At 69.2% G+C, this 25054-nt stretch carries 22 protein-coding genes and 1 pseudogene; 14 read left to right on the top strand and 9 right to left on the bottom strand.

Translation table 11 applies throughout. The features are described from left to right. Window positions 1-29: 29 nt before the first annotated feature. Together GFK26_RS28310 and GFK26_RS28305 are read right to left on the bottom strand one after the other, a co-directional pair. Window positions 30-1034 carry a Bug family tripartite tricarboxylate transporter substrate binding protein gene (locus GFK26_RS28310; RefSeq protein WP_153284894.1) on the bottom strand — a complete coding sequence of 335 codons (1005 nt, stop codon included), beginning with the start codon at window positions 1032-1034 and terminating at the stop codon, window positions 30-32. A gap of 74 nt (window positions 1035-1108) precedes the next feature. Further along, the gene (locus GFK26_RS28305; RefSeq protein WP_153284893.1) at window positions 1109-1903 is read right to left on the bottom strand and encodes an IclR family transcriptional regulator domain-containing protein; all 795 of its coding nucleotides are present in this window, start codon (window positions 1901-1903) and stop codon (window positions 1109-1111) included. 199 nt (window positions 1904-2102) lie between these two features. On the opposite strand from GFK26_RS28305, the gene GFK26_RS28300 reads away from it, so the two are divergent. The 12 genes and pseudogenes from GFK26_RS28300 to GFK26_RS28245 all read left to right on the top strand — a co-directional run bounded on the left by GFK26_RS28300 (window position 2103) and on the right by GFK26_RS28245 (window position 15819). Then, entirely contained in the window at window positions 2103-3026 is a 924-nt protein-coding gene (locus GFK26_RS28300; RefSeq protein WP_153284892.1) for a shikimate dehydrogenase family protein, read from the top strand. A 30-nt stretch (window positions 3027-3056) separates the two neighbouring features. Next, window positions 3057-3890, top strand: coding sequence for a shikimate dehydrogenase family protein (locus GFK26_RS28295; RefSeq protein ID WP_153284891.1), 834 nt, complete (start codon window positions 3057-3059; stop codon window positions 3888-3890). Between the two features lie 16 nt (window positions 3891-3906). Next, window positions 3907-5121 (top strand): 3-carboxy-cis,cis-muconate cycloisomerase, encoded by a 1215-nt coding sequence (gene pcaB / locus GFK26_RS28290; RefSeq protein ID WP_153284890.1) that lies wholly within the window; start codon window positions 3907-3909, stop codon window positions 5119-5121. Next, window positions 5118-5567, top strand: a complete 450-nt coding sequence (locus GFK26_RS28285) for a carboxymuconolactone decarboxylase family protein (RefSeq protein WP_153284889.1) — start codon at window positions 5118-5120, stop codon at window positions 5565-5567. Before pcaB ends, GFK26_RS28285 begins: the two co-directional genes overlap by 4 nt. Further along, window positions 5564-6802, top strand: a complete 1239-nt coding sequence (locus GFK26_RS28280; protein ID WP_153284888.1) for a multidrug effflux MFS transporter — start codon at window positions 5564-5566, stop codon at window positions 6800-6802. Before GFK26_RS28285 ends, GFK26_RS28280 begins: the two co-directional genes overlap by 4 nt. Beyond that, on the top strand, window positions 6799-7575 hold the full coding sequence (locus GFK26_RS28275) for an alpha/beta fold hydrolase (protein WP_153284887.1): 777 nt from the start codon (window positions 6799-6801) through the stop codon (window positions 7573-7575). The genes GFK26_RS28280 and GFK26_RS28275 overlap by 4 nt, the downstream gene beginning before the upstream one ends. 140 nt (window positions 7576-7715) lie before the next feature. Continuing rightward, window positions 7716-9626, top strand: a complete 1911-nt coding sequence (locus tag GFK26_RS28270) for a bifunctional sugar phosphate isomerase/epimerase/4-hydroxyphenylpyruvate dioxygenase family protein (RefSeq protein ID WP_153284886.1) — start codon at window positions 7716-7718, stop codon at window positions 9624-9626. A 49-nt stretch (window positions 9627-9675) separates the two neighbouring features. Continuing rightward, window positions 9676-11097 carry an MFS transporter gene (locus GFK26_RS28265; protein WP_153284885.1) on the top strand — a complete coding sequence of 474 codons (1422 nt, stop codon included), beginning with the start codon at window positions 9676-9678 and terminating at the stop codon, window positions 11095-11097. 52 nt (window positions 11098-11149) lie between these two features. Next, the gene (locus GFK26_RS28260; protein ID WP_153284884.1) at window positions 11150-11824 is read left to right on the top strand and encodes a DsbA family oxidoreductase; all 675 of its coding nucleotides are present in this window, start codon (window positions 11150-11152) and stop codon (window positions 11822-11824) included. A gap of 114 nt (window positions 11825-11938) precedes the next feature. Next, complete coding sequence (locus GFK26_RS28255) at window positions 11939-13525, top strand: DUF1800 domain-containing protein (protein ID WP_153284883.1); 1587 nt, start codon at window positions 11939-11941, stop codon at window positions 13523-13525. 278 nt (window positions 13526-13803) lie between these two features. Next, window positions 13804-15022 (top strand): annotated as a pseudogene (locus tag GFK26_RS28250) (DUF1501 domain-containing protein). A gap of 38 nt (window positions 15023-15060) precedes the next feature. After that, complete coding sequence (locus GFK26_RS28245; RefSeq protein WP_153284882.1) at window positions 15061-15819, top strand: tRNA-uridine aminocarboxypropyltransferase; 759 nt, start codon at window positions 15061-15063, stop codon at window positions 15817-15819. A gap of 21 nt (window positions 15820-15840) precedes the next feature. On the opposite strand, the gene GFK26_RS28240 is transcribed toward GFK26_RS28245, so the two are convergent. Both GFK26_RS28240 and GFK26_RS28235 read right to left on the bottom strand, forming a co-directional pair. Beyond that, window positions 15841-16734, bottom strand: a complete 894-nt coding sequence (locus GFK26_RS28240; RefSeq protein WP_153284881.1) for an amidohydrolase family protein — start codon at window positions 16732-16734, stop codon at window positions 15841-15843. A 107-nt stretch (window positions 16735-16841) separates the two neighbouring features. Next, the gene (locus GFK26_RS28235; RefSeq protein WP_062474377.1) at window positions 16842-17132 is read right to left on the bottom strand and encodes a hypothetical protein; all 291 of its coding nucleotides are present in this window, start codon (window positions 17130-17132) and stop codon (window positions 16842-16844) included. A 155-nt stretch (window positions 17133-17287) separates the two neighbouring features. On the opposite strand from GFK26_RS28235, the gene GFK26_RS28230 reads away from it, so the two are divergent. Continuing rightward, window positions 17288-17488, top strand: a complete 201-nt coding sequence (locus tag GFK26_RS28230; RefSeq protein ID WP_153284880.1) for a hypothetical protein — start codon at window positions 17288-17290, stop codon at window positions 17486-17488. 12 nt (window positions 17489-17500) lie between these two features. Here GFK26_RS28230 and GFK26_RS28225 read toward each other — a convergent pair whose 3' ends face one another. After that, entirely contained in the window at window positions 17501-18493 is a 993-nt protein-coding gene (locus GFK26_RS28225) for a Bug family tripartite tricarboxylate transporter substrate binding protein (RefSeq protein ID WP_153284879.1), read from the bottom strand. A 41-nt stretch (window positions 18494-18534) separates the two neighbouring features. After that, window positions 18535-19755, bottom strand: coding sequence for a M20 aminoacylase family protein (locus GFK26_RS28220; RefSeq protein ID WP_153284878.1), 1221 nt, complete (start codon window positions 19753-19755; stop codon window positions 18535-18537). A gap of 127 nt (window positions 19756-19882) precedes the next feature. Between GFK26_RS28220 and GFK26_RS28215 the strand changes: the two genes are divergently transcribed. Further along, window positions 19883-20869: a LysR family transcriptional regulator gene (locus tag GFK26_RS28215; RefSeq protein ID WP_153284877.1), complete on the top strand. Its 987-nt coding sequence runs from the start codon at window positions 19883-19885 to the stop codon at window positions 20867-20869. On the opposite strand, the gene GFK26_RS28210 is transcribed toward GFK26_RS28215, so the two are convergent. The 3 genes from GFK26_RS28210 to GFK26_RS28200 all read right to left on the bottom strand — a co-directional run bounded on the left by GFK26_RS28210 (window position 20860) and on the right by GFK26_RS28200 (window position 24993). Next, window positions 20860-22464, bottom strand: coding sequence for a phospholipase D-like domain-containing protein (locus tag GFK26_RS28210; RefSeq protein WP_153284876.1), 1605 nt, complete (start codon window positions 22462-22464; stop codon window positions 20860-20862). The genes GFK26_RS28215 and GFK26_RS28210 overlap by 10 nt on opposite strands. A gap of 91 nt (window positions 22465-22555) precedes the next feature. Then, complete coding sequence (locus GFK26_RS28205) at window positions 22556-22807, bottom strand: hypothetical protein (RefSeq protein WP_139703887.1); 252 nt, start codon at window positions 22805-22807, stop codon at window positions 22556-22558. Between the two features lie 89 nt (window positions 22808-22896). Further along, a complete protein-coding gene (locus GFK26_RS28200) occupies window positions 22897-24993 on the bottom strand; it encodes a S8 family serine peptidase (RefSeq protein WP_194273972.1) in 2097 nt (698 codons plus the stop codon). Window positions 24994-25054: the final 61 nt, after the last annotated feature.

Here is a 25054-nt window from a genome sequence, read left to right as displayed (position 1 = left end):
CGAAGTTTGTTCTTCGTCGTGCCAGTCAATCAATCCGGCTTGATGTTTGCCCTTGCGATCACCTTCTGCCACCGGTTCTGCTCGGCAGTGATGAACTGCGCGAACTGCTCCGGGGTGCCGCCCACGGCCTCGGCCGCATCGGCCGTGAGCCGCTGCATCGAGTCGGGCGACTTCACGGCCTTCATCGTCTCGGCGGAGAGCTTGGCCATCTGCGCGGGCGTGATGCTGGCGGGCGCGAGCATGCCGTACCACTGCGTCATCTCGAAGCCGGGGAAGCCTTGCTCGGCCACGGTCGGCACGTCGGGCAGCTGCGCCAGGCGCTTGGCCGAGCCGGTCGCGATGCAGCGCACCTTGCCGGACTTGATGAACGGAATGATCGCTGCCGCGCCGATGGCCGAAGCGTCGAGCCGGCCCGAGAGCAGGTCGGTCACCATCGGGCCGGTGCCGCGGTAGGGCACGTGCAGCATGAAGACCTCGGCGGTCATCTTCAGGTACTCGAAGGCCAGGTGGCCGGCGCTGCCGTTGCCGGCCGAGCCGTAGCTCAGCTTGCCCGGCTTGCTCTTGGCGTACGCGATGAATTCCTTGAGGTTCTTCGCCGGCACGTCGGGGTGCACCACGTACAGGCTGGGCACCTTGGCCAGCAGGCTCACGGGCTTGAAGTCCTTGTTCGCGTCGTAGGGCAGCTTGGCGAAGATGTACGGGTTGACCGCGAGCGTGCCGATGTGGCCGAGGATCAGCGTGTGCTGGTCGGTGGCGCGCGCGACTTCGCTCATCGCGATGTTGCCGGCCGCGCCGGGCTTGTTGTCGACGAACACGCTCTGGCCCAGCGTGCGCGACAGCTCGGCGGCCGTGGAGCGCGCGACGATTTCGGAGCTGCCGCCGGGTGCGAAGGGCACGACGAAGCGGACCGATTTGCTGGGCCAGGCGTCCTGCGCCGAGGCCATTGAAGGCAGCAGGCCGCCGAGGGTGAGGGCGCCGCCGGCTTGGAGCCAGTGGCGGCGGGTGTGGGTATCGGTCGGAAAGCGGTCGAACATGGCTTGTCTCCAGTGTTTTTTGGTTGGAAGCCCGCATCCTGCCGGTCGGATGCTGTCGGAATGCTGTCAGTTCGTCAGATCAGATTGCGCATCGCCTGCGCCGTCTCGCGCAGCACCGGCAGCACGCGCGCCACCGCGTCTTCCGAACTCTCGTGCCCCATCGGCATCGTGATGTTGAGCGCGCCCACCAGCGTGCCGTGGCGGTCGCGCAGCGGCACGGCGATGCCGCGCGAGTTCAGGTCGAGCTGTTGCTCCGACAGCGCCCAGCCCTGCGTACGGATGCGCGCCAGCTCGAGCTTCATGCGTTCCATGCTCGCGATGGTGTGCGACGTGAACACCGTCAGTTGCCGCATCGCCAGCCACTCGTTCAGCTCGGCGTCGCTGCGCAGCGCCAGCATCAACATGCCCGAGGCCGTCACCTGCGCCGGCACGCGCGCGCCGAGCACGTAGCCGGTGCTCATGCTGCGGTTGGGGCCGTTGCGCGCGATGTAGACGACCTCGTCGCCGTCCATCACGCTGAGGTAGGCGATCTCGTTGGTGCCCGCCGCGACGCGTTGAAGAAAGGGCTGCACCACGCGCGGCAAGCGGGCCGATTCGAGGTACGACTGCCCCAGGCGCAGCACGCGCGGCGTGAGCCAGAAGAGCTTGCCGTCGCTCGCCACGTAGCCCATGTGCTGCAGGGTGAGCAGGTAGCGCCGCGCGGCGGTGCGCGTCATGTTCGTGCGCTGGCCGGCCTGGCTGGCGGTGAGGCGCGGGTTGGCGTCGTCGAAGGCCTCGATGATGCTCACGCCGCGCTCCAGCCCGGCGATCCAGTCGCGCTTGTCCAGGCCGGCGGGCGGCGTCGAGTCGTCGGGGCTGGTGGGGGTCATGGGCGGAAGTGTGCCCCGGTCCGGCGTGGTAACGGCTTGCGGGTTGCTAAGTGAAAACCCGTAATTTGATCGATTGACGAACTATAAAGATCGATGATCGAGCGTTTGACGGCTCATGTGCCAGCACGTCCTTCGCGAAGGGTCTATAAAGCCCGCTGATCCGCCCCGAAACGAGCGATTGACGAACGGAAGCACGCCCATGAGCCCTTTCATCACTGGCAGCACCCAGGTTTACCTCATCCCCGGCGACCCGGTGCGCAATGTGCGGCTGCCGCGCATGTTCAACGCCGCCTTCGCGCGCCACGGCATCGACGCTGTGCTGGTGCCCATGCAGGTGCCGGTGCGCGACTTCGCGGTGTTCTTGAAGTCGGCCTTCCTGGCGCGCAACGTGCGCGGCATGGTGATTGCGCCGCCGCACAAACCGCGCGTGGTCGACCTGCTCGACGGCTGCGGTTTGTTCGGCCGCGTGGCGGGTTCGGTCAACGTGGTGCGCCGCACCGAGGGCGACCAGCTCGAAGGCGACCTGTTCGACGGCGAAGGCCTGATCGGCGCGCTCGACCGCTGCAATGTGCCGTTCCGCGGCAAGCGCGTGCTGATCCTCGGCGCGGGCGTGAGCGCCGCGGCCATCGGCGTGGCGCTGGCCGAAGGCGGCACGGTGAACGGCGCGGAGCACATCGCTTTCTTCGACACCGCCTCCGGCAAAGCCGCGGGCGTGGCCGCCAAGCTCGACGCCTTCTTCGACGCGACCGTGGTCGCGGTCGACAGCAACGCGCCCGAGGGCTACGACCTCGTCATCAACGCCACGCCACTCGGCCTGGCCGAAGACGACGCGCTGCCGCTCGACGTGGCGCGCATGGAACCGCATGCGGCGCTGTTCGACATCTTGCTGCGCAACCAGCCCACCCCGCTGGTGCGTGCGGCGCGTGCGCGCGGGCTCAATGCGCAGGCCGGCTTCGAGATGCTGGTGCAGCAGATGCCGCACTACTTCCGCTACTTCGGCCACCTCGACGCGGCGGATGCGATGCAGGCCGACGCCGACTTTCTGCGCGAGCTCATCTACCCGCCGGCGATGCACGCCGAGATCGCAACACCGTTGCGTTACCAGTCTCCGAGCGTGGCCTGAGCCCGCACCTTCCTCAACAAGACGACTCTCATGATCTCCGGCAAGACCACGCTCATCGCCCACATCGGCTATCCCACCGAGGCCTTCAAGGCGCCGATGATCTACAACCCCTGGTTCGACAAGCAGGGCATCGACGCGGTGGTGGTGCCCATGGGCGTGAAGCCCGAGGACTACGCGGTGTCGCTCGCGCAGATCTTCAGGTTCTCGAACCTGCGCGGCGCATTGGTCACGATGCCGCACAAGGTGACGACGATGTCGCTGGTCGACGAGGTCACGCCCACCGCGCGCGTCGCGGGTGCCTGCAACGCCGTGCTCAAGCGGCCCGACGGCAGCTTGCTGGGCGACCAGTTCGACGGCGCGGGCTTCGTGCGCGGCGTGGAGCGCAAGGGGCGCCTGTTCAAGGGCACGCGCGTGATGGTGTCGGGCACGGGCGGTGTCGGGTCGGCCATTGCGGCGTCGATTGCGGCGGCCGGCGCGGCCGAGCTGATGCTGTTCGACATGAGCGACGCCTCCGCGCAGGCACTGGCCGCGCGGCTGCGCGAGCACTACCCGCAGATGAAGGTCGCCACGGGATCGAAAGACCCGGCCGGCTTCGACATCGTCGTCAACGCCACGCCGCTGGGCATGAAGGACACCGACCCGCTGCCGTTCGACGTGGACCGCATCGCCCCCGGCACCTTCGTCGGCGAGGTCGTCATGAAGACCGAATACACGCCGCTGCTCCAGGCTGCCAAGGCCAAGGGCTGCCAGGTGCAGGTCGGCACCGACATGCTGTTCGAAATGATCCCGGCCTACCTCGAGTTCTTCGGCTTCGGCACCGCCTCGCCCGAAGAACTGCGCGCCGTCGCGCAACTGAAATACTGAAAACACCGGAACACGCATGAGCATTTTTGAAGGCTTCCTTTCCACCTCCGAAACGCTGGGCGCCTTCAGCGACCGCGCCTTCGTCGACGCCATGCTGCGCTTCGAAGCTGCGCTCGCGCGTGCGCAGGCGGCCGAGGGGGTGATTCCCGAAAGCGCGGCGCATTCGATCGTCGGCAGCTGCAAGGTCGAGCTGTTCGACGTGGCCAAGATCGTGCGCGAGAGCGGACGCGCGGGCAGCGTCGCCATCCCGCTGGTGAAGGCGCTGCGCGAGGCCGTGGGCCTGTTCAACGCCGAGGCCGCGCCCTTCGTGCACTTCGGCAGCACCAGCCAGGACGTGATCGACAGTGCGATGGCGCTGGTCACGCGGGAGGCCGTCGCGCTCGTCGAGACCGATCTCGCCAAGGCCGCCGACGCGTTGCTGCGCCTGGCCGTGCAGCACGCCGAGACGCCGATGCTCGCGCGCACGCTGATGCAGCCGGCCTCGGTCACCAGCTTCGGCTTCAAGTGCGCCGGCTGGGCCGCGCCGCTGGTGCGCAGCCGCATGCGCCTGCGCGCCGCCGCGAAGCACGCGCTGCAGTTGCAGCTCGGCGGCGCCGTCGGCACGCTGGCGCAGATGAAGGGGCAGGGCGCCGCGGTGCGCCAGCGCATGGCCAAGGAACTCGGCCTGGGCGACCCCGGTGCGACGTGGCACACGCAGCGCGACGAATGGGTCGCGCTCGGTTGCGAACTCGGCCTGATGACGGGCAGCCTGGGCAAGGTCGCGGTCGACATTTCGCTGCTCGGCCAGCACGAAGTGGCCGAGGTCGCCGAGCCCAGCGAACCTGGGCGCGGCGGCTCGTCGGCGATGCCGCACAAGCGCAACCCCGTGGCCTCGATGGTCGCCATTGCCGCCGCGCACCGCGCGCCGCAGCGCGTGGCCGCCTTGCTCGGCGCCATGCCGCAACAGCACGAACGCGCGCTTGGCGCCTGGCAGGCCGAGCTGGCCGAGTGGCCGCAGCTCTTGATGTCGGCGCACGGCAGCGTGCGCGCCATGGCCGGCGCCTTGCCCGGCCTGCAGGTCGATGCGGCGCGCATGCGCGCCAACATCGACCGGCTGCGTGCCGAGCTGCCGCGTGATGCGGCCGACGAATGGTTCGACCCCGCGCTCGCCGTGAACGCGGGGCAAACCGCTGTGGCAGAGGTGAAAGCCCTGCAAGCCCAACTCTCATCCGACAAGGAACTCTCGCAATGACCGCCCCCGACGACACCCCGAGCAACCCCTACGAAGACGGGCTCGTCAACCGCCGCCGCGTGCTCGGCGACGCCTGGGTCGACAAGTCGCTCGCCAACCGCAACGGCTTCAACGCCGAGTTCCAGGAACTCATCACGCGCCATGCGTGGAACGACATCTGGGGCCGCCCCGCGCTGGGCGACAAGACGCGCCGCTTCATGGTGCTGTCGATGATGCTGGGCATCCATGCCTACGAAGAATTCGCGATGCACGTGCGCGCCGCGCTCGACGGCCCGCCCGAGTCGCGCCTCACGCCCGACGAGATCAAGGAAGTGATCATGATGGCCGCCATCTACTGCGGCGTGCCGGTGGCCAACCACGCGTTCGGCATCGCCACGAACATCCTGCGCGAGAAGGGCCTGCTGCCCGCAACGCTCGCTTCGTCCGCTCCGCCCGCGGCGCAGTGAACGCGCCGGTCGCCCCGAAGAAGGGCCGGTTCGACGTCAGTTTCACCTTGCTGCTGCCGCTGCTGCTGGCCGCGCAACCGGTCGCCACCGACAGCTATCTGCCCGCGCTCCCCGCCATCGCGAGGGAACTGGGCTCGGCCAGCACCAGCCTCACGCTGTTCGTGCTGGCCTTCGGCTTTGCGCAGTTGCTGTGCGGTCCGCTGGCCGATCGCTTCGGCCGCCGGCCGGTGCTGCTGGCGGGGCTGGCCTGCTATGTGGTCGCGGCTTTCGGCGGTGCCTTTGCGGGCAGCGTGGCGGTGCTTGCGGGCTGGCGCACGCTGCAGGGCTTTTCGATGGCGGCCATTCTCGTGTGCTCACGCGCCGCGGTGCGCGACCTGTATCCGGCGCACGAGGGCCCGCACGTCATGGCACGCGGCCTCACGGGCCTGGGCATGGTCGGGCTGGTGGCGCCGCTGTTGGGCGCCTGGCTGGTGCAAGGTGCAGGCTGGCGCTGGGTGATGGTCGCGATGGCGGTCTATTCGCTGGCGCTGTTCGCACTGTGCTGGCGTTCGTTCGATGAAACGCGCCGACCGATGACGGGCGAATCGTCCGCACCGCGCGGCAGCACGCGCGCTGTGTTCGCGAGCCGCTCGTTCCGCGCCTGGGCCTCGGTGGCGGCGACCACCTATGGCGGGCTGTTCTGCTTCCTGCTGCTCTCGCCGATGGTCTACATCGGCTACCTCGGCTGGTCGCCTGCGTGGTACGGCTGGATTCCGGCCGGTGGTTCGCTGGTCTACATCTTCAGCACCACGATGTGCCGCAGCCTGCTGCGCCGCTTCGGGCCGATGCGCACCGTGCGGCTCGGTGCCGTACTGAGCATCACGGGCGCCGTCATCCAGGCGCTGGGCTGCTGGCTGATGCCGCACAGCGCCGTGCCGCTGCTGGCGGGCCACGCCGTGTACTGCCTCGGCCACGGCATTCACCAGCCCTGCGGGCAGGCCGGCGCCGTGGGCGACCTGCCGCACCTGGCGGGGCGGGCCGTGTCGTGGTCCGGTTTCGGCATGATGATGGTCGCGTTCTGCGTGGGGCAGGTCGCCGCGCTGTTCGTCGACACCAGTTTTTCGTACGGCGCCTGGCCGATGGTCGTGCCGATGCTGATGGCCGGCGTCGTGCTGCTGGCCATTGCATTCCTGTGGCTGCCACGTCTCCCGCAACCTGCTTCTCCATCCTCCCCAAAGAAGGACTCCACCCCATGACCACTTCCACCCCCCGCCTGAACGTCGTGCGCGAAGGCGAAGGCCCCTTCGTCGTGCTCAGCCACGCGCTCGGCTGCGACCTGCACATGTGGGACGGCGTGGCCGCGCAACTCGCGCGCGCCCACACCGTGATCCGCTACGACCACCGCAACCACGGCGGCTCCGAGGTGGTGCCGGGCGTGCTGCGCGTGGAAACGCTGGCGCAGGACGCGGCCGACCTGATCGCGCGCGAGACGGGCGGCGAGCCCGTGCACTTCGTCGGCCTGTCGATGGGCGGCATGACCGCGCAGGCGCTGGCGGTGCGGCATCCCGGGTTGCTGAAGTCCGTGGTCATCGCCAATTCGGCCGCCCACTACCCCGACCAGGCGCCGTGGCGCCTGCGCGCGGAGACCGTGGCCGCCAAGGGCGTGGCCGCCATCGCACCCGGTGCCGTGGCGCGCTGGCTCACGCCGGCCTATGCCGGCACGCCCGAAGGCGCACTGGCGGCGCGCACCTTGCACGACACGCTGGTGCGCACCGACGCGCAGGGCTACATCGAGAGCTGCAACGCCGTCGCCGCCATCGACTTCCGCGACAGCAACCGCCGCTTCGCCACGCCCACGCTGGTGATCGGCGGGCTGCAGGACGAGGCCACGCCGATGGCCATGTCCGAGGCCATGGTGGCGCAGATTCCGGGCGCGCGGCTGGCGACCATCGACGCCGCGCACCTGAGTGCGGTGGAGCGGCCGGTCGAGTTCGCGCAGATGCTGATCGATTACTGGCGCAGCCTCTGAAAAAACACCCGGCCCGCACCCTCGTGTGGGCTAGGTGTAACCCCTATTTCGTGCGAATGATGATCGGCAGCGTGCGATCATCGATCAGAAGGGGCTGATTTGCGTTGTGGCGCGCCCGGGCTCTTTCTACAGTCCATCCCATGCACCGCGCCATTGCCACCGTCTCGCTCAGCGGCACCCTCCGTCAGAAGCTCGAAGCCATTGCGGCGGCGGGCTTCGACGGCATCGAGCTGTTCGAAGCCGATTTCGTCAACTTCCGCGGCACCGCCGCCGAACTGCGCCGCATCGCGTCCGACCTGGGCCTGGCGATCGACCTGTACCAGCCGTTCCGCGATTTCGAAGGCATGCCGCAGGCGCAGTTCCAGCGCAGCCTGGAGCGCGCCGAACGCAAGTTCGACCTCATGGAAGCCATGGGCGCACCGATGGTGCTGTGCTGCTCCAACACCTCGCCGCTGTCGGTGAACGACCCGGCGCGTGCCGCCGCCCAGCTGCACGAACTGGCCGAGCGCGCCGCGCGCCGCAACCTGCGCGTGGGCTTCGAGGCGCTGGCCTGGGGCCGCCACACCTCGCGCTACGCCCAGGCCTGGGACATCGTGCAGCGCGCCGACCACCCGCATCTCGGGCTGATCCTCGATAGCTTCCACACGCTGTCGCTGAAGGACGACCCCGCGGGCATCGCCGCCATTCCGGGCGAAAAAATCTTCTTCGTGCAGATGGCCGATGCGCCGCTGCTGTCAATGGACGTGCTGCAGTGGGCGCGCCACCACCGCTCGTTCCCGGGGCAGGGCGACTTCGACGTGACCGGCTTCTTCGAGCAGGTGCTGCGCGCGGGCTACACGGGGCCGCTGTCGCTCGAAATCTTCAACGACATCTTCCGCGAGACGCCGAACCGCCGCACAGCGGTCGATGCGATGCGCTCGCTGCTATACCTCGAAAGCGAAACGCGCGAGCGGCTCGCTGCCAGCGATGCGCCCGTGCAGCCGCAGCGCGTGGAGCTGTTCAACCCGCCACCCGCGCCGGTGCTTTCTGGCCTGTCGTTCATCGAGTTCGCGGCCGACGAGGCCTCGGCCGTCGCGCTCGGCGCGCTGCTCGGGCAGCTGGGCTGCCGCCGTGTCGGCCGCCACCGCTCCAAGGCCGTCACGCTGTACCGCCAGGGCGGCATCCACTTCATCGTCAACGCGCAGCCCGATTCGTTTGCGCGCCGCCGTTTCGAGGCGCACGGCACCTCGGTGTGCGCGCTGGGCGTGCGCTGCGCCGACCCGCTCGCCGCCGTCGGCCGCGCGACCGCCATGCGCTCGCTGCGCCACGACAGCCCGGTCGGGCCCAACGAACTGCGCGTGCCGGCCATCGTGGCGCCGGGCGGCAACCTGATCCATTTCGTGCCCGAGGCACTGGGCGCCAACGGGCTGTACGAGGCCGACTTCATCCTCGAAGACGCGGGGCCCGACGACCGCGATGCCGGCCTCACGCGCATCGACCACGTCGCGCTGGGCCTGGCGCTCGATCAGCTCGACACCTGGGTGCTGTTCACGCGCGCCGTGCTCGGCCTGGAGCCCGGCGAGAGCCTGGAGCTGGCCGACCCCTTCGGCTTGATTCGCAGCCGCGGCGTGGCCAATGCCGACCGCAGCCTGCGCCTGGTGCTGAACGTGTCGCTGAGCCAGCGCACGCGCACCGCACGCACGCTGAGCGTGACCGGCGGCGGCGCGGTGCACCACATCGCGCTCGACTGCGACGACATCTTCGACACCGTGGCCCGGCTGCGCTCCAACGCCACGCGCTTCGTGCCGATCTCGGACAACTACTACGACGACCTCGCCACGCGCATCGACGTGGCGCCCGAGCTGCTGGCGCGCATGCGCGAAGCGGGCGTGCTGTTCGACCGTTCGGCGGCCGGCGACTACCTGCACATCTACACCGAGAGTTTCGAAGGCGGCCTGTTCTTCGAGGTCGCGCAGCGCATGGGCGGCTACGACGCCTACGGCGCGCTCAACGCACCCGCGCGCATGGCGTCGCAAGCACAGCAGCAGCAGCCACAGCAGCCACAAGACTGATTTTTCCCCCTCGCATCCGTCACCTTAGTCACACCCCTGGAGACAACCCATGGCCAACACATCCGCCAAAGAGCCGCAAGGCAGGCACCAGTCGAAGAAAGCCGCCGCCAGCGGCTGGATCGGCTCGGCGCTGGAGTACTACGACTTCTTCATTTACGCGACCGCCGCGGCGCTGATCTTTCCGCAGATCTTCTTTCCCAAGGGCGATCCGACCACGGCCATCATTGCGTCGCTGGCGACCTACGGCGTGGGCTATGTGGCGCGCCCCATCGGCGCCTTCGTGCTCGGCCACTGGGGCGACACGCACGGGCGCAAGCAGGTGCTGGTGCTGTGCATGTTCCTGATGGGTTTTTCGACCGTGGCCGTGGGCCTGCTGCCGACCTACGACCAGGTCGGCCTGCTGGCCCCCGCGCTGCTGGTGCTGCTGCGCCTGGTGCAGGGCTTTGCGGTGGCCGGCGAGATCTCGGGCGCGAGTTCGATGATCCTGGAGCACGCGCCGTTCGGACGCCGCGGCTTCTTCGCGAGCTTCACCCTGCAGGGCGTGCAGGCCGGCCAGATTCTGGCGGCCGCCGTGTTCCTGCCGCTCGCGCACTACATGCCCGAAGAAGCCTTCAACTCGTGGGGCTGGCGCATTCCGTTTTTGTTGAGCTTCCTCGTGATCGTGGCCGGCTACATCATCCGCCGCGAGGTCGACGAAACGCCGGCCTTCGCCGAGGTCGACAAGAAGGGCGAAGTGGCGAAGTCGCCCATCGTCCAGGCCTTCACCGACAGCTGGGCCGACATGCTGCGCGTGGTCTGCATGGCGCTGATGAACGTGATTCCGGTGGTCGCCACCGTGTTCGGCGCGGCCTACGCGGTGCAGGCCGCCTACGGCATCGGCTTCCAGAAAGACGTGTACCTGTGGATTCCGGTGCTGGGCAACATCCTGGCCGTGCTGGTGATCCCGTTCGTAGGCAACCTGTCGGACCGCATCGGCCGCAAGCCGCCGATCATCGTGGGCGCTCTGGCCTCGGGCCTGCTGTCCTTCGTGTACCTGTATGCCATCAGCATCAAGAACGTGCCGCTGGCCATCTGCATGTCGCTCTTGATGTGGGGCATCGTGTACCAAGGCTACAACGCGACCTTCCCGAGCTTCTACCCCGAGCTGTTCCGCACCCGCAACCGCGTGTCGGCCATGGCCATCTCGCAGAACATTGGCACCACCTTCACCGCGCTGCTGCCCGCGCTGTTCGCCGCCGTGGCGCCTCCGGGCTCGACCAACGTGTGGTTCACGGTCGGCGCCATCACCTTCGCAGTGACCGTGCTGGCCGCGCTGGCCGCCATGAGCGCCCGCGAGACCTACCGCATCCACATGCGCGACCTGGGCGACCCGAACGCCGTGCCCGTCGACAAGGCCGAGTACGACCGCCTGCGCGAAGAGACGATGGCCAGCGCCCGCACGGACCGCGAACGCCGCAAGGCGGTGGCCTGAGCTGAAGACCCCGCGCGCACAAAGGGGTTGTGGCGCCATGAAGAATGGCGCCATGACCGCCCATCTCAAGATCGATTTCGTTTCCGATGTCTCCTGCCCCTGGTGCGCCGTGGGCCTTGGCGCACTCGAGGCTGCCCTGAAACGGGTGGCGCCGGAGGTGTCGGCCGAGCTGCACTTCCAGCCCTTCGAGCTGAACCCGCAGATGCCGCCCGAAGGCCAGGACACCTTCGAGCACCTGAACCAGAAGTACGGCTCCTCGCAGGAACAGCAGGCGCAGGCCCGCGAGGCGATCCGCCAGCGCGGCGCGGCCGTCGGCTTCGAGTTCAGCCCCGGCGGCCGGCCCCGCGTGTACAACACCTTCAACGCCCACCGGCTGCTGCACTGGGCCGAGCTGGAAGACCCGGCCAAGCAGGTGACGCTGAAGAAGCTGCTGCTGAAGGCCTACTTCACCGACAGCCAGAACCCCTCGGACCCCGAGGTGCTGGTGCGTGCGGCGACCGAGGCAGGGCTCGATGCGGCGCGGGCCCGCGAGATTTTGGCCGGCGATGAGTTCGCGGCCGAGACCCGCGAGCGCGAGCGCATGTACACCGATGCCGGCATCCACTCGGTGCCCGCGATCATCATCAACGACCAGCACCTGATCTCCGGCGGCCAACCGGTCGAGGTGTTCGAGCGCGCGCTGCGGCAGATCGCGGGCGCGGAACCCAGCCGCGTCGCGACAGCCTGACAGACGCGCTCGTTTCGCCTTGAAACGAAGCTGACCCTCAGCTTTACCTGCGCACGGCCGAGGTCGGTCAACCGCCTACATCGCGCGGCGGTTGATCGGTTCATGATGAGCCGCATGCCGTTGTTCCCGAAGCTGCACCGTTCGCGCGCGATCGCCGTGGCGCTGGCCGCCGTGCTGTCGCTCACCGCCTGTTCCATCGGCCTGCTGCGCCCCGAGGGCCCGCCACTCACCGCGCTGGGCCATGCGGCCGACACGCCCGCCGCGCAGCTGCGCTGGCTCGATCGCGTGAGCTGGGGCGCCAACGCCAGCAGCCAGGCCGAACTGGCGCGCGACGGCCTGCCGCGCTGGATGGGGCGCCAGCTGCGCCCCGCGCCGCGCCCGCTGCCCGCGGCGGCGCAGGCGCAGATCGACGCCATGGCGATTTCGCGCACGCCGCTCGACCAGCTCGTCTTCGCGCTCGACGCGCGGCGCAAGGCCGCCGTCGCGCTGACCGATGACGCAGAAAAGACGGCTGCGCTTGCGGCCTACCAGCAGGAACTCAACACGCTCGCACGCGAGGCGCAGCAGCGCTTTCTGCTGCGCGCGCTGTACGCGCCCAATCAGCTGCAGGAGCAGATGACCTGGTTCTGGATGAACCACTTCAACGTCAGCATCCGCAAGGACCTGGTGCGCGCGATGGTCGGCGACTACGAGGAGAACGCGATCCGCCCGCACGCGCTCGGCAAGTTCCGCGACCTGCTGGGCGCCACCGCGCGGCATCCGGCGATGCTGCGCTACCTCGACAACGCACAGAACGCCGCGAACCGGATCAACGAGAACTACGCACGCGAACTCATGGAGCTGCACACGCTTGGCGTGGGCGGCGGCTACACGCAGGCCGACGTGCAGGAGCTGGCGCGCGTGCTGACCGGCGTGGGCGTCAGCGTGCAGCCGCCCGATGTGCCACCGCCCGCGGTGCGTGCGGCCGTGCGCGCCGACTACGTGCGCCAAGGCCTCTTCGAATTCCACCCGAACCGGCACGACTACGGTCCCAAGACCTTCCTGGGCCAGCCGATCCAGGCGCGCGGCCTGGCCGAGACCGACGAGGCGCTCGACCGCCTCGCGCGCGCGCCGGCCACGGCACGCTTCATCTCGCGCAAGCTCGCCGTCTATTTCGTGGCCGACGAGCCGCCGCCCGCGCTGGTCGATCGCATGGCCGCCACCTTCACGCGCAGCGACGGCGACATCGCCGCCACGCTGCAGACGCTGTTCGAATCGCGCGAGTTCGCGGCCTCGCTGGGCCGCAAGTTCCGCGATCCCGTGCACTACGTGGTGGCGGGCGTGCGCCTGGCCTACGATGAGCGCGTGGTGCTCAACAGCACGCCGATGATCGGCTGGATCAACCGCATGGGGCAGACCTTGTACGCCCACGAAACGCCCGACGGCTATCCGCTCAACGAAGCCGCCTGGGCCAGCGCGGGGCAGATGAACACGCGGTTCGAAGTGGCGCGCGCCATCGGCATGAGCGGCGCCGTGCTGTTCCGCACCGACGACAAGGCCCCGCTCGAGAAGCCGCCGTTTCCCCCGCTGGCCGAGTCGCGCGCCGTGCGTGCGCTGCAGCCCGGCCTGAGCACCGACACGCAGCAGGCGCTCGCGCAGGCGAAGAACCCGCCGGAGTGGAACACCTTCCTGCTCGCATCGCCCGAGCTGATGCGGCGGTGATTTGATTTTCTCCCTCCCCCGTTGGGTGAGGGCAGGGGTGGGGGCCAGCGGCGTTCGATGAAGCACAGCGATGAATGCCAGCGCCGCCGACCCCCCATCCCAACCTTCCCCGGAAGGGGAAGGAGCAAGGCATTTGGTTTTCTCCCTCCCCGCTGGGGAGGGCAGGGTGGGGGCACGCGGCGCTCGCTGAAGCACAGCGATGAATGCCAGCGCCGTCGAGCCCCATCCCAACCTTCCCCAGAGGGGAAGGCGCAAGGCAAGAAGAAAGGACAACTTTGATGCAACGCCGACACCTGCTGCAACTCATCGCCGCCGCGCCTTTGCCGGCGCCGCCGCACGCGTGGCCGCTGCGCCCGCCGCCCAGGGCACCAAGCTGCTCGTCGTGTTCCTGCGCGGCGCCTACGACTGCACCAGCCTGCTGGTGCCCACCGGCAACGCCGACTTCTACTACGCCTCCCGCCCCAACATCGCCATTCCCGCCCCGGCGCGGCCGATGGCGCGCTGCCGCTCGATGCCGACTGGGGCCTGCACCCCGCGCTCGCGCAGAGCGTGCTGCCGCTGTTCCAGCAGAAGCAGGCGTCTTTCATCGCCTTCGCCGGCACCGACGACCTCACGCGCAGCCACTTCGAGACGCAGGACGCCATCGAGCTCGGCGTGGCGCCCGACAGCGCGCAGCGCGACTACCGCTCGGGCTTTCTCAACCGGCTGGCCGGCGTGCTCGGCGCCGGCCCGCTGGCCGACGTGTCGCCCATCGCCTTCACCGACCAGCTGCCCATCGTGCTGCGCGGCGACGATGCCAAGGCCGCCAACATGGCGCTCGCGGGCGTCGCGCGGCCGGGCGTTGATGCGCGGCAGAGCCAGATCATTGCGTCGATGTACCGCAACACCGCGCTCGCACAGCCCGTGGCCGAGGGCTTCCAGCTGCGCGACGAGGTGGTGCGTGCCATGCAGGCCGAGATGCAGGCCGCCAGCCGCAACGCCATGAGCCCCAAGGGCTTCGAACAGGTCGCGCGCCGCATGGCGCTGTTGATGCGCGATCGCTTCGACATCGGCTTCGTCGACGTCGGCGGCTGGGACACCCATGTGGGGCAGGGCGCAGCCAAGGGCTACCTGGCCAACCGTTTTGAAGAACTCGGCCGCGGCGTGGCCGGCTTCGCGCAGGAGATGGGCGACACCGCCTGGCGCCAGACCGTGGTGGTCGTGGTCAGCGAGTTCGGCCGCACTTTCCGCGAGAACGGCAACCGCGGCACCGACCACGGTCACGGCACCGTGTACTGGGTGCTCGGCGGCGGCCTGGCTGCGCAGGCGGGCGGGCGTGTCGTGGGCGAACAGCAGCCGCTGACGCAGGCCACGCTGTTCCAGAACCGCGACTACCCGGTGCTCAACGAGTACCGGGCGGTGCTGGGCGGGCTGTTCCAGCGCATGTACGGGCTGTCGCCGGCGCAGGTGGCGAAGGTGTTCGGCGGGGCGGCGGTGAAGGACCTGCGGCTGGTCTAGCGATTCAGCTGCGCATGCGGTCCACCGAGAATCGCCGCATGCCTCATGCCGTCTCCCTCCTTCGCGCCGCCCGCCTCGCGCGCAGCGCGAAGCCTTTTCTCGCCCGTGGCGGTTTCAAGCGCGAGCGCTGTGCGGGCTGCCGCCTGGTGCCCAGCCATTGCATGTGCGCCGTGCGCCCTCCGGTGGCCACGCGCGCGGGCGTGTGCCTGCTCATGGCCGACATCGAGCCGCTCAAGCCGACCAACACGGGGTGGCTGGTGGCCGATGTGGTGGCCGACACCTTCGCCTTCGGCTGGGCCCGCACCGAGACCGATCCCGCGCTGCTGGCGTTGCTGAATGACCCGCAATGGCAGCCCTACGTGGTGTTCCCGGGGCAGTACGCGGCGCCCGAGCGCGTGGTGCTGGGCGTCGTGCCTTCGTCGCCAGATGGGGCCGATGGCGGCGCCGCGAAACGCCCGCTGTTCATCCTGTTCGACGCCACCTGGGGCGAGGCACGCAAGATGTTTCGCCGCAGCCCGTATCTCGACGGGCTGCCGGTGCTGAGCCTGCAGCCGGAGCAGATCACGCAGTACAAGCTGCGCAACTCGGGCCGCGACGACCATTTCTGCACCAGCGAGGTGGCCGCGATGTGCATGGACCTCGCAGGCGAGCACGCGGCGCAGCAGACGCTGGACGCGTACCTGGGCGTGTTCACGCATCACTACCTGTGCGCGAAGAACCAGCAGCCCGTGGCGTGGGACGGTGCCGCGCACCAGCGGCTGCGCGAGGTGGTCGCGCTGCGCAATCAAGAAGCCTGAGAAATCCTGCGCCGGTCCGCCTCAGCGCATGTCGAACAGCGCCGCCGCATTGCCCCAGGCGATGCGCTGCGCCACGGCGGGCGGCAGGTCGCCGAGCCAGGTGCGGTAGCCGCGCATGATCTCGTCGTAGGCGCTCCAGCGCTGGTTGACCCAGGTGTCGGAGCCGACCATGAAGCGCTCCGGGTACTTGAGGATCAGCGCGCGCCATTCGGGGCACAGGCGCCCGCCTTCGCAGGTCAGGCCCGGGCGGTACGAGAGTTCGCCCATCAGCAGCGGGTAGCGCTCCAGCATGGCCTGCACGCGCTCGACCGGCGTGCCGCCGATGCCGGTGTGGGCCCAGACGAGGCGCAGCGATCGGCCCTTCGACGGCGCGTTCGCCATCAGCAGGTCGACGGCCACATCGTCCACGTGCGCGAGCACGGCGAGCTTTTTCTCTTCGGCCAGCGCGATCAGTTTCTTCGCCACCGGGCCGTTGGCGTTGGCGCTCTCGTACAGGTGGAATTCGCCGATGCCGCGGTAGGGGCCGCTGGCCGTGCCGCGTGCCAGTTCGGTCTGCACCATCTCGTAGATGGTCTCGTCGCGGAACCAGTTGCTGTAGTCGTCGCGGTTGCGGTACAGGCGCACGAAGGGCACCACGGTGACGCCGGCGGCGCGTGTCTCGCGCGCGGCGGCCAGGGTCTGCGTGCCGGCGTTGGGACGCGAGTTCGCGATGATCGCCTTCACCTGGTTGCGCTGCATGCGCGCGAGCGCCTCGGTGGGCGGGAACGGGCCGGTGGTGCCGTCCCAGGCTTCCTGGTTGTAGTGCAGGTGGGTGTCGAACAGCGGGCCGTCGTAAGGCGCGGCAGCCTGACCGTGGGCAGGGGAGAAGACCAGGGCCGCGCAGGCGGCGAGCAGCGGGGCAGCAATGAGGCGCATGAGGTTCTCGCGGTGATGACCGGACAGCCGGATTACATCACCGCGCCGGCGCAGCCGCGCCCTTGTCGCCGGACGCGACGTCGAAGCGATCGCAGCGCGGGCCGGCGTCAGCTGCCGGCCGGATGCGTCGTCGCCTTGCGGCTGCCATCCAGCGAATACAGCTGCGGGCGGTCTTCCACCGCCACCGCGACCGCTTCGGTTCCGTGCTCCGCGGCGCGCGGTTGCCGGTACAGCTCGTTCTCGAGCCGCCGTGCACGTTCCGCGTACATGCGGGCGAGGGCGCTGTGATGCTCTGCGGCAGCCTGGTGTTCGATGCGCGCCATCTGGGCCTCTTCGAGCAGCGCCGAGGCACGTTTCAAATAGGCCGTGTGGGTGGGCCGAAACAAGAAGTCGAACATGATTTCACACTCCTTTCCGCTGCAACAACGGTGCAATCATTGTGAACGAATGGCCTCAAAACGCCATCGCTTCCTGTGGCTGCGACGCATCGAAGAAGCGTTCTGTTTCACTTGATTCGGACAGAATCGGTGGCAGAGAGAGGGTTCGATCACCGATGAGCAATGAGGTTCGTTTTTGTCTGGAGTACCGGCTCGCCGCCGGCGGTCCCGCGCATGCCGTGCAGACCGCCTGGATGGTCGATTCGCCGGCCACGCGCGCGCAGATCGACGAGATGATCGCCAATGCGCGTGCGATGAATGCCGTGGAATCGAAGTGGTGGGTGGAGGAGCGGCAGGGCGGCGAACCCGCGCGCTGAAACAGCCGGAGGTCAGTCGCGCATGTTCGCGAACTTCACCAGCGTCGCGTACTTCGCCGTGTCCTCGCGCATGATCTGCCCGAGGTCTTCCTTGCCCGTGGCGGGAATGGAGCCGCCTTCTTCCAGCCGGCGGCGGATCGCCGGGTCGGCCAGGCCGGCCTGCAGCGCTGCGCGCAGGCTTTGCACGACGGGCGCGGGCAGGTCCTTCGGGCCCGCGAGCGCGAACCAGCCGCTCAACTCATAGCCTTTGAGCTGCGGATGCTCGCCGAGCGCCGGCACCTGCGGCAAACCGGGAAAGCGCTTGGCCGACGAAACACCCAGCGGCACGATCCGCCCGCCCTGGAGGAAGGGCGCCGCGGCAGTGGGCGACACGATCGCGAAGTCCAGCGTGCCGCCGACCAGGTCGCTCGTGAGCGGCGCGGTGCCGCGGTAGGGAATGTGCGTGAGGAACAGGCCCGCGCGCTGCTTGATCTGCTCGCCCACGAAGTGCAGCGTCGAGCCCACGCCCGAGCTGCCGTAGCTGTACTTGCCGGGGTTGCGCTTGGCCAGCGCGATGAACTCGTCGAGGTTCTTCACGCCCACCTTCGGCCCCGCCACCAGCAGCACGGGCGCGGCGGCGAGCAGGCTGACCGGGGTCAGGTCTTTCACCGGGTCGTAGCGCTGCGCCGGGTTCACCATCACGGTGGCCGCCATCTCGTTGCTGGAGCCGACCAGCAGCGTGTAGCCGTCGGCCGCACTGCTCACCGCGCGCTGCGCCGCGACCACGCCTGCGGCGCCGGTCACGTTCTCGACCACCACGGTCGCGCCGAGCCTGGCCGACAGAATGTCCGCCGCCACGCGCGCGGCCATGTCGACCGAGCCGCCCGGCGCGTAGCCGACCAGCAGCTTGACCGGCTTGGCCGGGTAGGCACCCTGCGCGAACGCGGGTGCGGCGGCGCAGAGGGCGGCGGCGCCGAGCGCATTCAAGGCCACGCGGCGCGAAACGGAGGAAGGAAGACGGGTCATCGCGGTTCCAGTACGGGAAAGTGGAAAAAGAGAAGGCCTGCTCAGGCGTTCGCGCTCAGGAAGCGCCGCACCAGCTGCACCCAGTAGCTGGCCGCGATCGGCAGGATCGCGTCGTTGAAGTCGTAGCCGGGGTTGTGGACCATGCAGCCGCCGGTGCGGTGGTGCTCGCCTTCGCCGTTGCCCACGATCAGGTAACTGCCCGGGCAGCGCTCCAGCATGAATGAGAAGTCTTCGCTGCCCGTGAGCGGCGCCAGCGGCGGCAGCAGGCCGTCGTCGCCCAGCCAGTCGAGCGCGACCTGCCGTGCGAAGCGCGTGGATGCTTCGTCGTTGACCAGCGCGGGGTAGCGCCAGTGGTAGTCCACCTCGGCCTTCACGCCGAGCGTGGCGGCCTGCGCCTGCGCCAGCTCGGTGATGCGCTCGCGCAGCATGGCGCGGATCTCCGGGCGGTAGGCGCGCACCGTGAGGCGCATCTGCACGCTGTCGGCAATCACGTTGGGCGCGTCGCCGCCGTGGATCGCGCCCACCGACACCACCGCCATCTCGCGCGGGTCGACGTTGCGCGACACGATGGTCTGCAGCGCCACGACGATGTGCGCCGCAGCCACCACCGGGTCGGCCGACAGGTGCGGCGCCGAGCCGTGCCCGCCACGGCCGTTCACCGTGATCGTGACCGAATCGGACGAGGCCATGAACGAGCCTTCCTTGAAGCCGAACTTGCCCGCTGGAAAGCCGGGCATGTTGTGCAGCGCAAAGATGGCGTCGCAGGGAAAGCGGTCGAACAGGCCTTCCTCGACCATGCGGCGCCCGCCGCCCAGGCCTTCCTCTGCCGGCTGGAAGATCAGGTGCAGGGTGCCGTCGAAGCTGCGCTCCTGCGCGATGACGCGCGCGGCGGCCAGCAGGATGCTCGTGTGGCCGTCGTGGCCGCAGGCGTGCATCTTGCCCGGCACCTGGCTGGCGTAGGGGAGGCCGGTCGCCTCTTGAATCGGCAGCGCGTCCATGTCGGCGCGCAGGCCCAGGCGGCGCGTGCCGGTGCCGCACTTCAGCGTGCCGACCACGCCGGTGCCGGCCAGGCCGCGGTGCACCTCGTAGCCCCATTCGGCCAGGCGCGTGGCCACCAGCTCGCTGGTCACGTGCTCTTCGTAGGCCAGCTCGGGGTGGGCGTGGATCTGGTGGCGCAGGCCGACCATTTCGGGCGCGACCTCGCGCACGGCGGGCAGCACGTTCTCGAGGGCGGCGGCGTTGTCGACGGTGTAGGTCGTCATGGGGAATCTGTCTTGTTGCTGTCTTGCGGCGAGTCTAGGAACTGCGTGCCTGCGGCGACAGACAGGCGCCGCCATGCGGAGGCGGGCTGCGCCTGTCGCTGCGGAGGGCTGCGGATAATCGACCGCCATGAAGCTGCACCAGCTCCGCTATCTCGCCGCCGTCGCCTCCGAGGGCAGCATCCGCGCCGCCGCGCGGGCGCTGGGCGTCACCCAGGCCACGGTCACGCAGGGCCTGCGCGAGCTGGAGGCGCATGCGCAGGTCGCGCTGTTCACGCGCCACGGCGGCGGCATCGCGTTCACGCCGGCCGGCCAGGAACTGCTGGAGCATGCCCAGCGCGTGCTCGCGCAACTGCGCCAGGCGGAAGACACGCTCTCACGCCACCGCGACACCGGCGCGCAGCAGCGCCTGACCGTGGCCATCACGCCCTGGGTCACGCAGACCCTGCTGCCGCGCGTGGTGTCGCTGTTCCGCGCAGAGCTGCCGCATGTGCAGCTCGAGATGTTCGACGGCCTGTCGGCGCTCAGCTATGCGCGGCTGCGCGAAGGCAGCCTCGACCTGCTGATCGGCCGCATCGGCCCTGACGAGGCCATGCAGGGGCTGCAGGCGCAGCCGCTGTTTCGCTACGACATGACGGTGGTGGCGCGCCGCGGCCATCCGCGGGCCGACGCGCAGTCGATGGCCGAGCTGCTGCAGGACGACTGGGTGCTCAACTTCACGCCGGGCGAGGGCGCGAGCTTTCTCGACAACCTGTTCCGCCAGCACGGCCTGGCCGCGCCCGTGCAGCGCATCCAGCTGGCCCACTCGCCCTCGATGATGCTGGGCCTTGTGCGCAAGACCGACATGCTCACCTTCTGCCCCTGGCCGCTGGTGGAAACCGACAGCCTGCGCCACGCGCTCGTGACGCTGCAACTGCGCGAGCGCTTCCACAGCAACGTCGTGGGCATCGTGCGCCGCGCGCAGGAGGCGCCGTCGCACGCGGCGGCGCGTTTCATTGCGCACTTCCTGGCGCAGCTGCCGGCGTGGCAGGCCTCGGACGATCCGGAGCTGCGGCGGGTGCTGCACTCGGTGGATTTCATCGAGGCCATGCCGGGCGCCTTGCCGCCTCAACCGTGATAGTCCCCCCACGACATCCGCACCATGCCCGGCGGCGTGGGCGCATCGGCTGAGGCCAGCGTCACCGGCGGGTCGTCGTCGACGCGGCTTCTGGCGCGCGAGTCCCAGTCGTCGAGAAAGACCTGCTGGTAGTACTGCGCCACGTCCTCGTTGTGGATGATCAGGCCGGCGTCGCGGTTGCGCAGCACGCCGTCGCCCGACCAGTTGGTGCTGCTCACGAGCACCGTCTGGCCGTCCACGATGATTCCCTTGTTGTGGATGCTGCCCTGGACGCGGAACACCTCCTGGTTGCAGCCCGCCTCGACCAGCTTGCGGATGTTCTCGGCCGCGCTGGTGCTGCCCAGGATGATGCGCAGGTCGAGGTCAGGCTCGGTGCTGCGCTGAGCGATCTTGTGCAGCAGCGCTCGAAAGTCGGCGTCCTTGTCCGCATCGCTCCAGGTCATGTAGGCGAGCTGCAGGTACAGCGAGGTCTGCGCGCTGTCGATGAGCGCGTTGATGTGCGGCAGGTAGTTGTCCGGCGTGAGCACGGGCTGGACCTTGACCGTGGTTTTCACCGACGGCAGCCGTGCCGGTTCGACCGGCACGACAGGCCCGGCGAAGGCCACGGCCTGTTCCAGCAGGTGGTCGAGCGGAACGAACAGATCGGGCAGCGTGAGTTTTTGCGCTACGTCCAGCGCCGCATCGGCCGCACCGTCGGCTTCTTCCTTCGCGGACGCGGCGAGGTCGTGCCGGATGTACTTCTCGAAGACCTTCGAAAGCACGGCGTCGTTGCAGATCACATGCCACTCGCGGTTGCCCTTGCTGAACATGCCCTTGGCCTGCGCGGGCGTGGCCACGGGGTCGATGTCGGGCTGGCTGCGTTTGCTCCAGTTGCCGCTGGAGAGCCAGAAGGCCTTGCCGTCGCGCACCGCCACCTTCTCGTGGTACGCGCTGGCGAAGCGGCGGCCCTTGCCGCACTGCACGAGCCAGGCCGTCAGGTCGGCCTCCTGTTGCAGTGTGCGCAGCTTCTTGCGGATGACCTGTTCTTCTTTCGTCATGCCGTCATCCCAGCTCAGCGAGGCTTGAATGCCGCCGTCGCGCACGAGGTCGATGAAGACCTGCGCGATGTGGTCGGCGTTGAAGTCGTACATCGCCACCGAGAGCGAGCGCGTGGTGCCCTCGAGAAAGGGCCGCAGCACGGGCCACCCGGCGTCGGGGCCGACGTGGCACAGGAAGGGCTGCTTCACGTTGTAGGGCTTGTCGATGGGCTTGCCTGCGGGCGGCTTGTAGACGAGATTGACAGCCGTTTCGGCGAGCGCGTTGACCGTGTCCTCGAAGTCTGCGCTGGCGGCAAGTTGCCGCTCGGGGTCGGCCTGCATCACGCAGACGCGGTACGGGCCCAGCTGCCGGGGTGCGCGCTCGGCCACGGGCACCTCCGACAAAGGGCGCTTGCGGTCGACCAGCACGATCACGGCAGGCTCGCGCAGGAACCGGCCATCGACCAACGGAAAGCCCGGCTCCGCCGCCACGTAGCCGGGCAAACCGGTCAGCTCTGCCTGATGGGCCGCGATCACCGAACGGACCGCCGCGCGCGCGGCATCGTCGAGCACTCTCATGGATGTTCCTTGGGAGGGGTTGTCGTGCACGCGTGTGCGGGCGCCTGCCGGCACGGCACGCGCGAAGGGAGCGGCCCGGTTGGGCCGCGTGTCAGGAGATGTTGGGCAGGCGGCGCGAGAGCTCGACCGATTCGACGGCCGGGTCGGCTTCGAGCTGCTGGAGCTTGTCGAGCGGAATCTCCGCCGAGAACAGGCCGGGCGAGATGTCGGCGCGCGCGGCGATGTAGTCCGGGCGCTCGGCGCCCTCGCACAGCTTGACCAGCACGACGACGCGCTCGCCCGACACCGGCGCGGGGGCGGCCGAAAAGTCGAGCTTCTTGAGCGAACGCAGATCGATGGTCATGAGAGGGCAGATGGGGGCCGGAACACAGATTACACCCCCCGTTCAGGTTCGGCACAACCGCACCGGGAGTGGGGGCCATGGCTGAATCGTCAGATCGCGCCGCTGCCGGCGCGGCCATCGCCGCGCTGCGGGTCCCAGCCGGCCGGCCCCGTGCCGGGCTTGACGCCCGCCTTCAGCCTGGCGCGGATGTCGGCAATGGTCAGCTTCTTTCCCGCTTTGTGGGCCTTGGCCAGCATCAGCGCCACCAGCCCGGTCACCGCCGGCGCCGCCATGCTGGTGCCCGACTTCTTCACCATGCCGTCCTTCGTGCGCGACTGCGCGGCCTTCACCTGCACGCCGGGTGCGCTGACCTCGGGCTTGGGCCGGCCGTCGCGCGTCGGGCCCGCGCTCGAGAAGCTGGCGGCGGGCTCGCCCGTCTTGCGTGCGTCGTACGCGCCGACCACGATCGACAGCTTGCCCGTCGACAACGAGCCCAGCAGGTGCGACTTCACGGGGTTGCCGAAGTACGACTGGCCGATGTCCAGGCGCTCGAGCCAGGCATGGAACGGCACGTCGTCGGCGGCCAGGGCGTGCAGCCGCACCTTGAACGCGCCGTCGGGCCAGTTGGGGGCGAGCCAGATGCCGATCACGTTGTCCTTGTTGTTCGGGTCGGTGATGCGGCTGCTGAGAAACGCGGCGATCTCGCCGTTGCCCGCGCCGAGCGGAAAGTTTTCGCCCGGCGCCACGCTCGCCAGCACCTCGTTGTCGGGCCCCAGCAGTTCGGCGCGCAGGCGATGGCTGCCGCCGTACCAGAGCTCGAACTCGCCGCCCCTGCCGTTGACCAGGGTCCACGACACATCGAGGTGCCCGTTGCCGGGCACGGTGCCCGCCGTGTGCGTGTCGTCTTCCTGCGAATTGCCGGCCGCCAAAACGATCGCGCGGTTGGGCTTTTGCGACACGAGCGCGTCGAAGCCCTGCTCGACCAGCGAGGTGCCGTCGTGCGGGCCGCCGTTCGTGCCCAGGCTCAGGTTGACGACGCAGGGCTTGTCGCCGGCCCGGTCGAAGATGAACTTCACCGCTTCGAGCATCTGCACCGAATCGCCGAAGGAGCTGAACACGGCGTTGTGCCCGGTCCACGCGATGTCGCGGGCCGACATCTCGACGAAGATCAAGTCGGCCTTGGGTGCCACGCCGGGTTGCAGCGACCCCCGGCCGTTGCCGCCGGCAATGTCCATGACGTGCGTGCCGTGCGAGCCAGGGCTGCCCGGGCTGCCCGCGCCGGGGTCGTAGCCGAGCGCCTTGTACGGGTCGGCCTTCTTCAGCGCCTTGTCGATGTCCGCCGCCTCGAAGAGCCGGCCGTAGCCGTAGGGGCTGTTGGCCTTGGCCGGCGCGCCTTGCTGCCACAGTGCCAGCAGGCGCGTCTTGCCGTTGGCCTTGACGAAGTTCTGGTGCGCGAAGTCACCGCCTGAATCGACCACGCCGATCACCACGCCGCTGCCGCCGGCCGTGCCGGCGAGCGCGGGGTTGTCGGCCTGCACGCCCATCGAGGCAATCGTGTTGTTCAAGGCCGGCAGCACGGGCTGCGAGGCCTTCATGCTGAGCACGGCCGGATGCTGGCGAATGGCTTCTGCCTTGCCGAGCGGAATGCGGCCCGTGACCAGCACCGTGCCGTCGTCCGCGGTGCCGATGTCGGAGCCCGCGTCGACGTCGGGAATGTCCGCCCACTCGGCATGGCTGGTCACGCGCGCCACGACCGGCACCGAGTCGCCGTCGGCGGACGAGATCGGCATGCTCTGCTTGCCTGCGCGGCGGTTCATCACCGCCAGCTGCAGGCGCGGGTCCATCGAGGTTTCCACGTCCATCGGCAGGCGCTGCAGTTGTGCGAGCCCGAAGGTCGACACCGGCGAGAGCCGCGTGCACAGCGCGTCGGCGGTGCCGGCAAGCGCGGCGGTGAGGGCGGGGGAGGCTTCGCCCGGCAGATGGCCTGCGGCGGGAGCGTCGGCCTGTGCCGATTGCGCCACCATGGCCGCGGCCATCTCGGGCGGAAGGTCGACCCAGCTGTTGAGCAGCTTGATCTGCCCGGTCACATGAAGCCGCACGTTGCCCGACGACAGCGCCGGCGTCAGCACTCCGTGCGGCATCTTGGGGACTTTCGTATCAGCGGGCGATTGCTTCTTCGCGGCGACGCGCTTCTTGGCTGGGGCCATCGGTCGAATCTCCTTGCGCACAGGGCGTGGACGAGTACCGCGAGGTGTAGCAGATTGCCAT

Source organism: Variovorax paradoxus (genome assembly GCF_009498455.1).
GTDB lineage: Bacteria > Pseudomonadota > Gammaproteobacteria > Burkholderiales > Burkholderiaceae_C > Variovorax > Variovorax paradoxus_H.
This window is presented reverse-complemented; position numbering and strand designations above follow the sequence as displayed.

Coding starts and splice junctions, on each gene's coding strand:
- GFK26_RS28310 (WP_153284894.1), bottom strand. CDS start 1,034: ATGTTCGACCGCTTTCCGACCGATACCCACACCCGCCGCCACTGGCTC.
- GFK26_RS28305 (WP_153284893.1), bottom strand. CDS start 1,903: ATGACCCCCACCAGCCCCGACGACTCGACGCCGCCCGCCGGCCTGGAC.
- GFK26_RS28300 (WP_153284892.1), top strand. CDS start 2,103: ATGAGCCCTTTCATCACTGGCAGCACCCAGGTTTACCTCATCCCCGGC.
- GFK26_RS28295 (WP_153284891.1), top strand. CDS start 3,057: ATGATCTCCGGCAAGACCACGCTCATCGCCCACATCGGCTATCCCACC.
- pcaB (WP_153284890.1), top strand. CDS start 3,907: ATGAGCATTTTTGAAGGCTTCCTTTCCACCTCCGAAACGCTGGGCGCC.
- GFK26_RS28285 (WP_153284889.1), top strand. CDS start 5,118: ATGACCGCCCCCGACGACACCCCGAGCAACCCCTACGAAGACGGGCTC.
- GFK26_RS28275 (WP_153284887.1), top strand. CDS start 6,799: ATGACCACTTCCACCCCCCGCCTGAACGTCGTGCGCGAAGGCGAAGGC.
- GFK26_RS28270 (WP_153284886.1), top strand. CDS start 7,716: ATGCACCGCGCCATTGCCACCGTCTCGCTCAGCGGCACCCTCCGTCAG.
- GFK26_RS28265 (WP_153284885.1), top strand. CDS start 9,676: ATGGCCAACACATCCGCCAAAGAGCCGCAAGGCAGGCACCAGTCGAAG.
- GFK26_RS28260 (WP_153284884.1), top strand. CDS start 11,150: ATGACCGCCCATCTCAAGATCGATTTCGTTTCCGATGTCTCCTGCCCC.
- GFK26_RS28255 (WP_153284883.1), top strand. CDS start 11,939: ATGCCGTTGTTCCCGAAGCTGCACCGTTCGCGCGCGATCGCCGTGGCG.
- GFK26_RS28245 (WP_153284882.1), top strand. CDS start 15,061: ATGCCTCATGCCGTCTCCCTCCTTCGCGCCGCCCGCCTCGCGCGCAGC.
- GFK26_RS28240 (WP_153284881.1), bottom strand. CDS start 16,734: ATGCGCCTCATTGCTGCCCCGCTGCTCGCCGCCTGCGCGGCCCTGGTC.
- GFK26_RS28235 (WP_062474377.1), bottom strand. CDS start 17,132: ATGTTCGACTTCTTGTTTCGGCCCACCCACACGGCCTATTTGAAACGT.
- GFK26_RS28230 (WP_153284880.1), top strand. CDS start 17,288: ATGAGCAATGAGGTTCGTTTTTGTCTGGAGTACCGGCTCGCCGCCGGC.
- GFK26_RS28225 (WP_153284879.1), bottom strand. CDS start 18,493: ATGACCCGTCTTCCTTCCTCCGTTTCGCGCCGCGTGGCCTTGAATGCG.
- GFK26_RS28220 (WP_153284878.1), bottom strand. CDS start 19,755: ATGACGACCTACACCGTCGACAACGCCGCCGCCCTCGAGAACGTGCTG.
- GFK26_RS28215 (WP_153284877.1), top strand. CDS start 19,883: ATGAAGCTGCACCAGCTCCGCTATCTCGCCGCCGTCGCCTCCGAGGGC.
- GFK26_RS28210 (WP_153284876.1), bottom strand. CDS start 22,464: ATGAGAGTGCTCGACGATGCCGCGCGCGCGGCGGTCCGTTCGGTGATC.
- GFK26_RS28205 (WP_139703887.1), bottom strand. CDS start 22,807: ATGACCATCGATCTGCGTTCGCTCAAGAAGCTCGACTTTTCGGCCGCC.
- GFK26_RS28200 (WP_194273972.1), bottom strand. CDS start 24,993: ATGGCCCCAGCCAAGAAGCGCGTCGCCGCGAAGAAGCAATCGCCCGCT.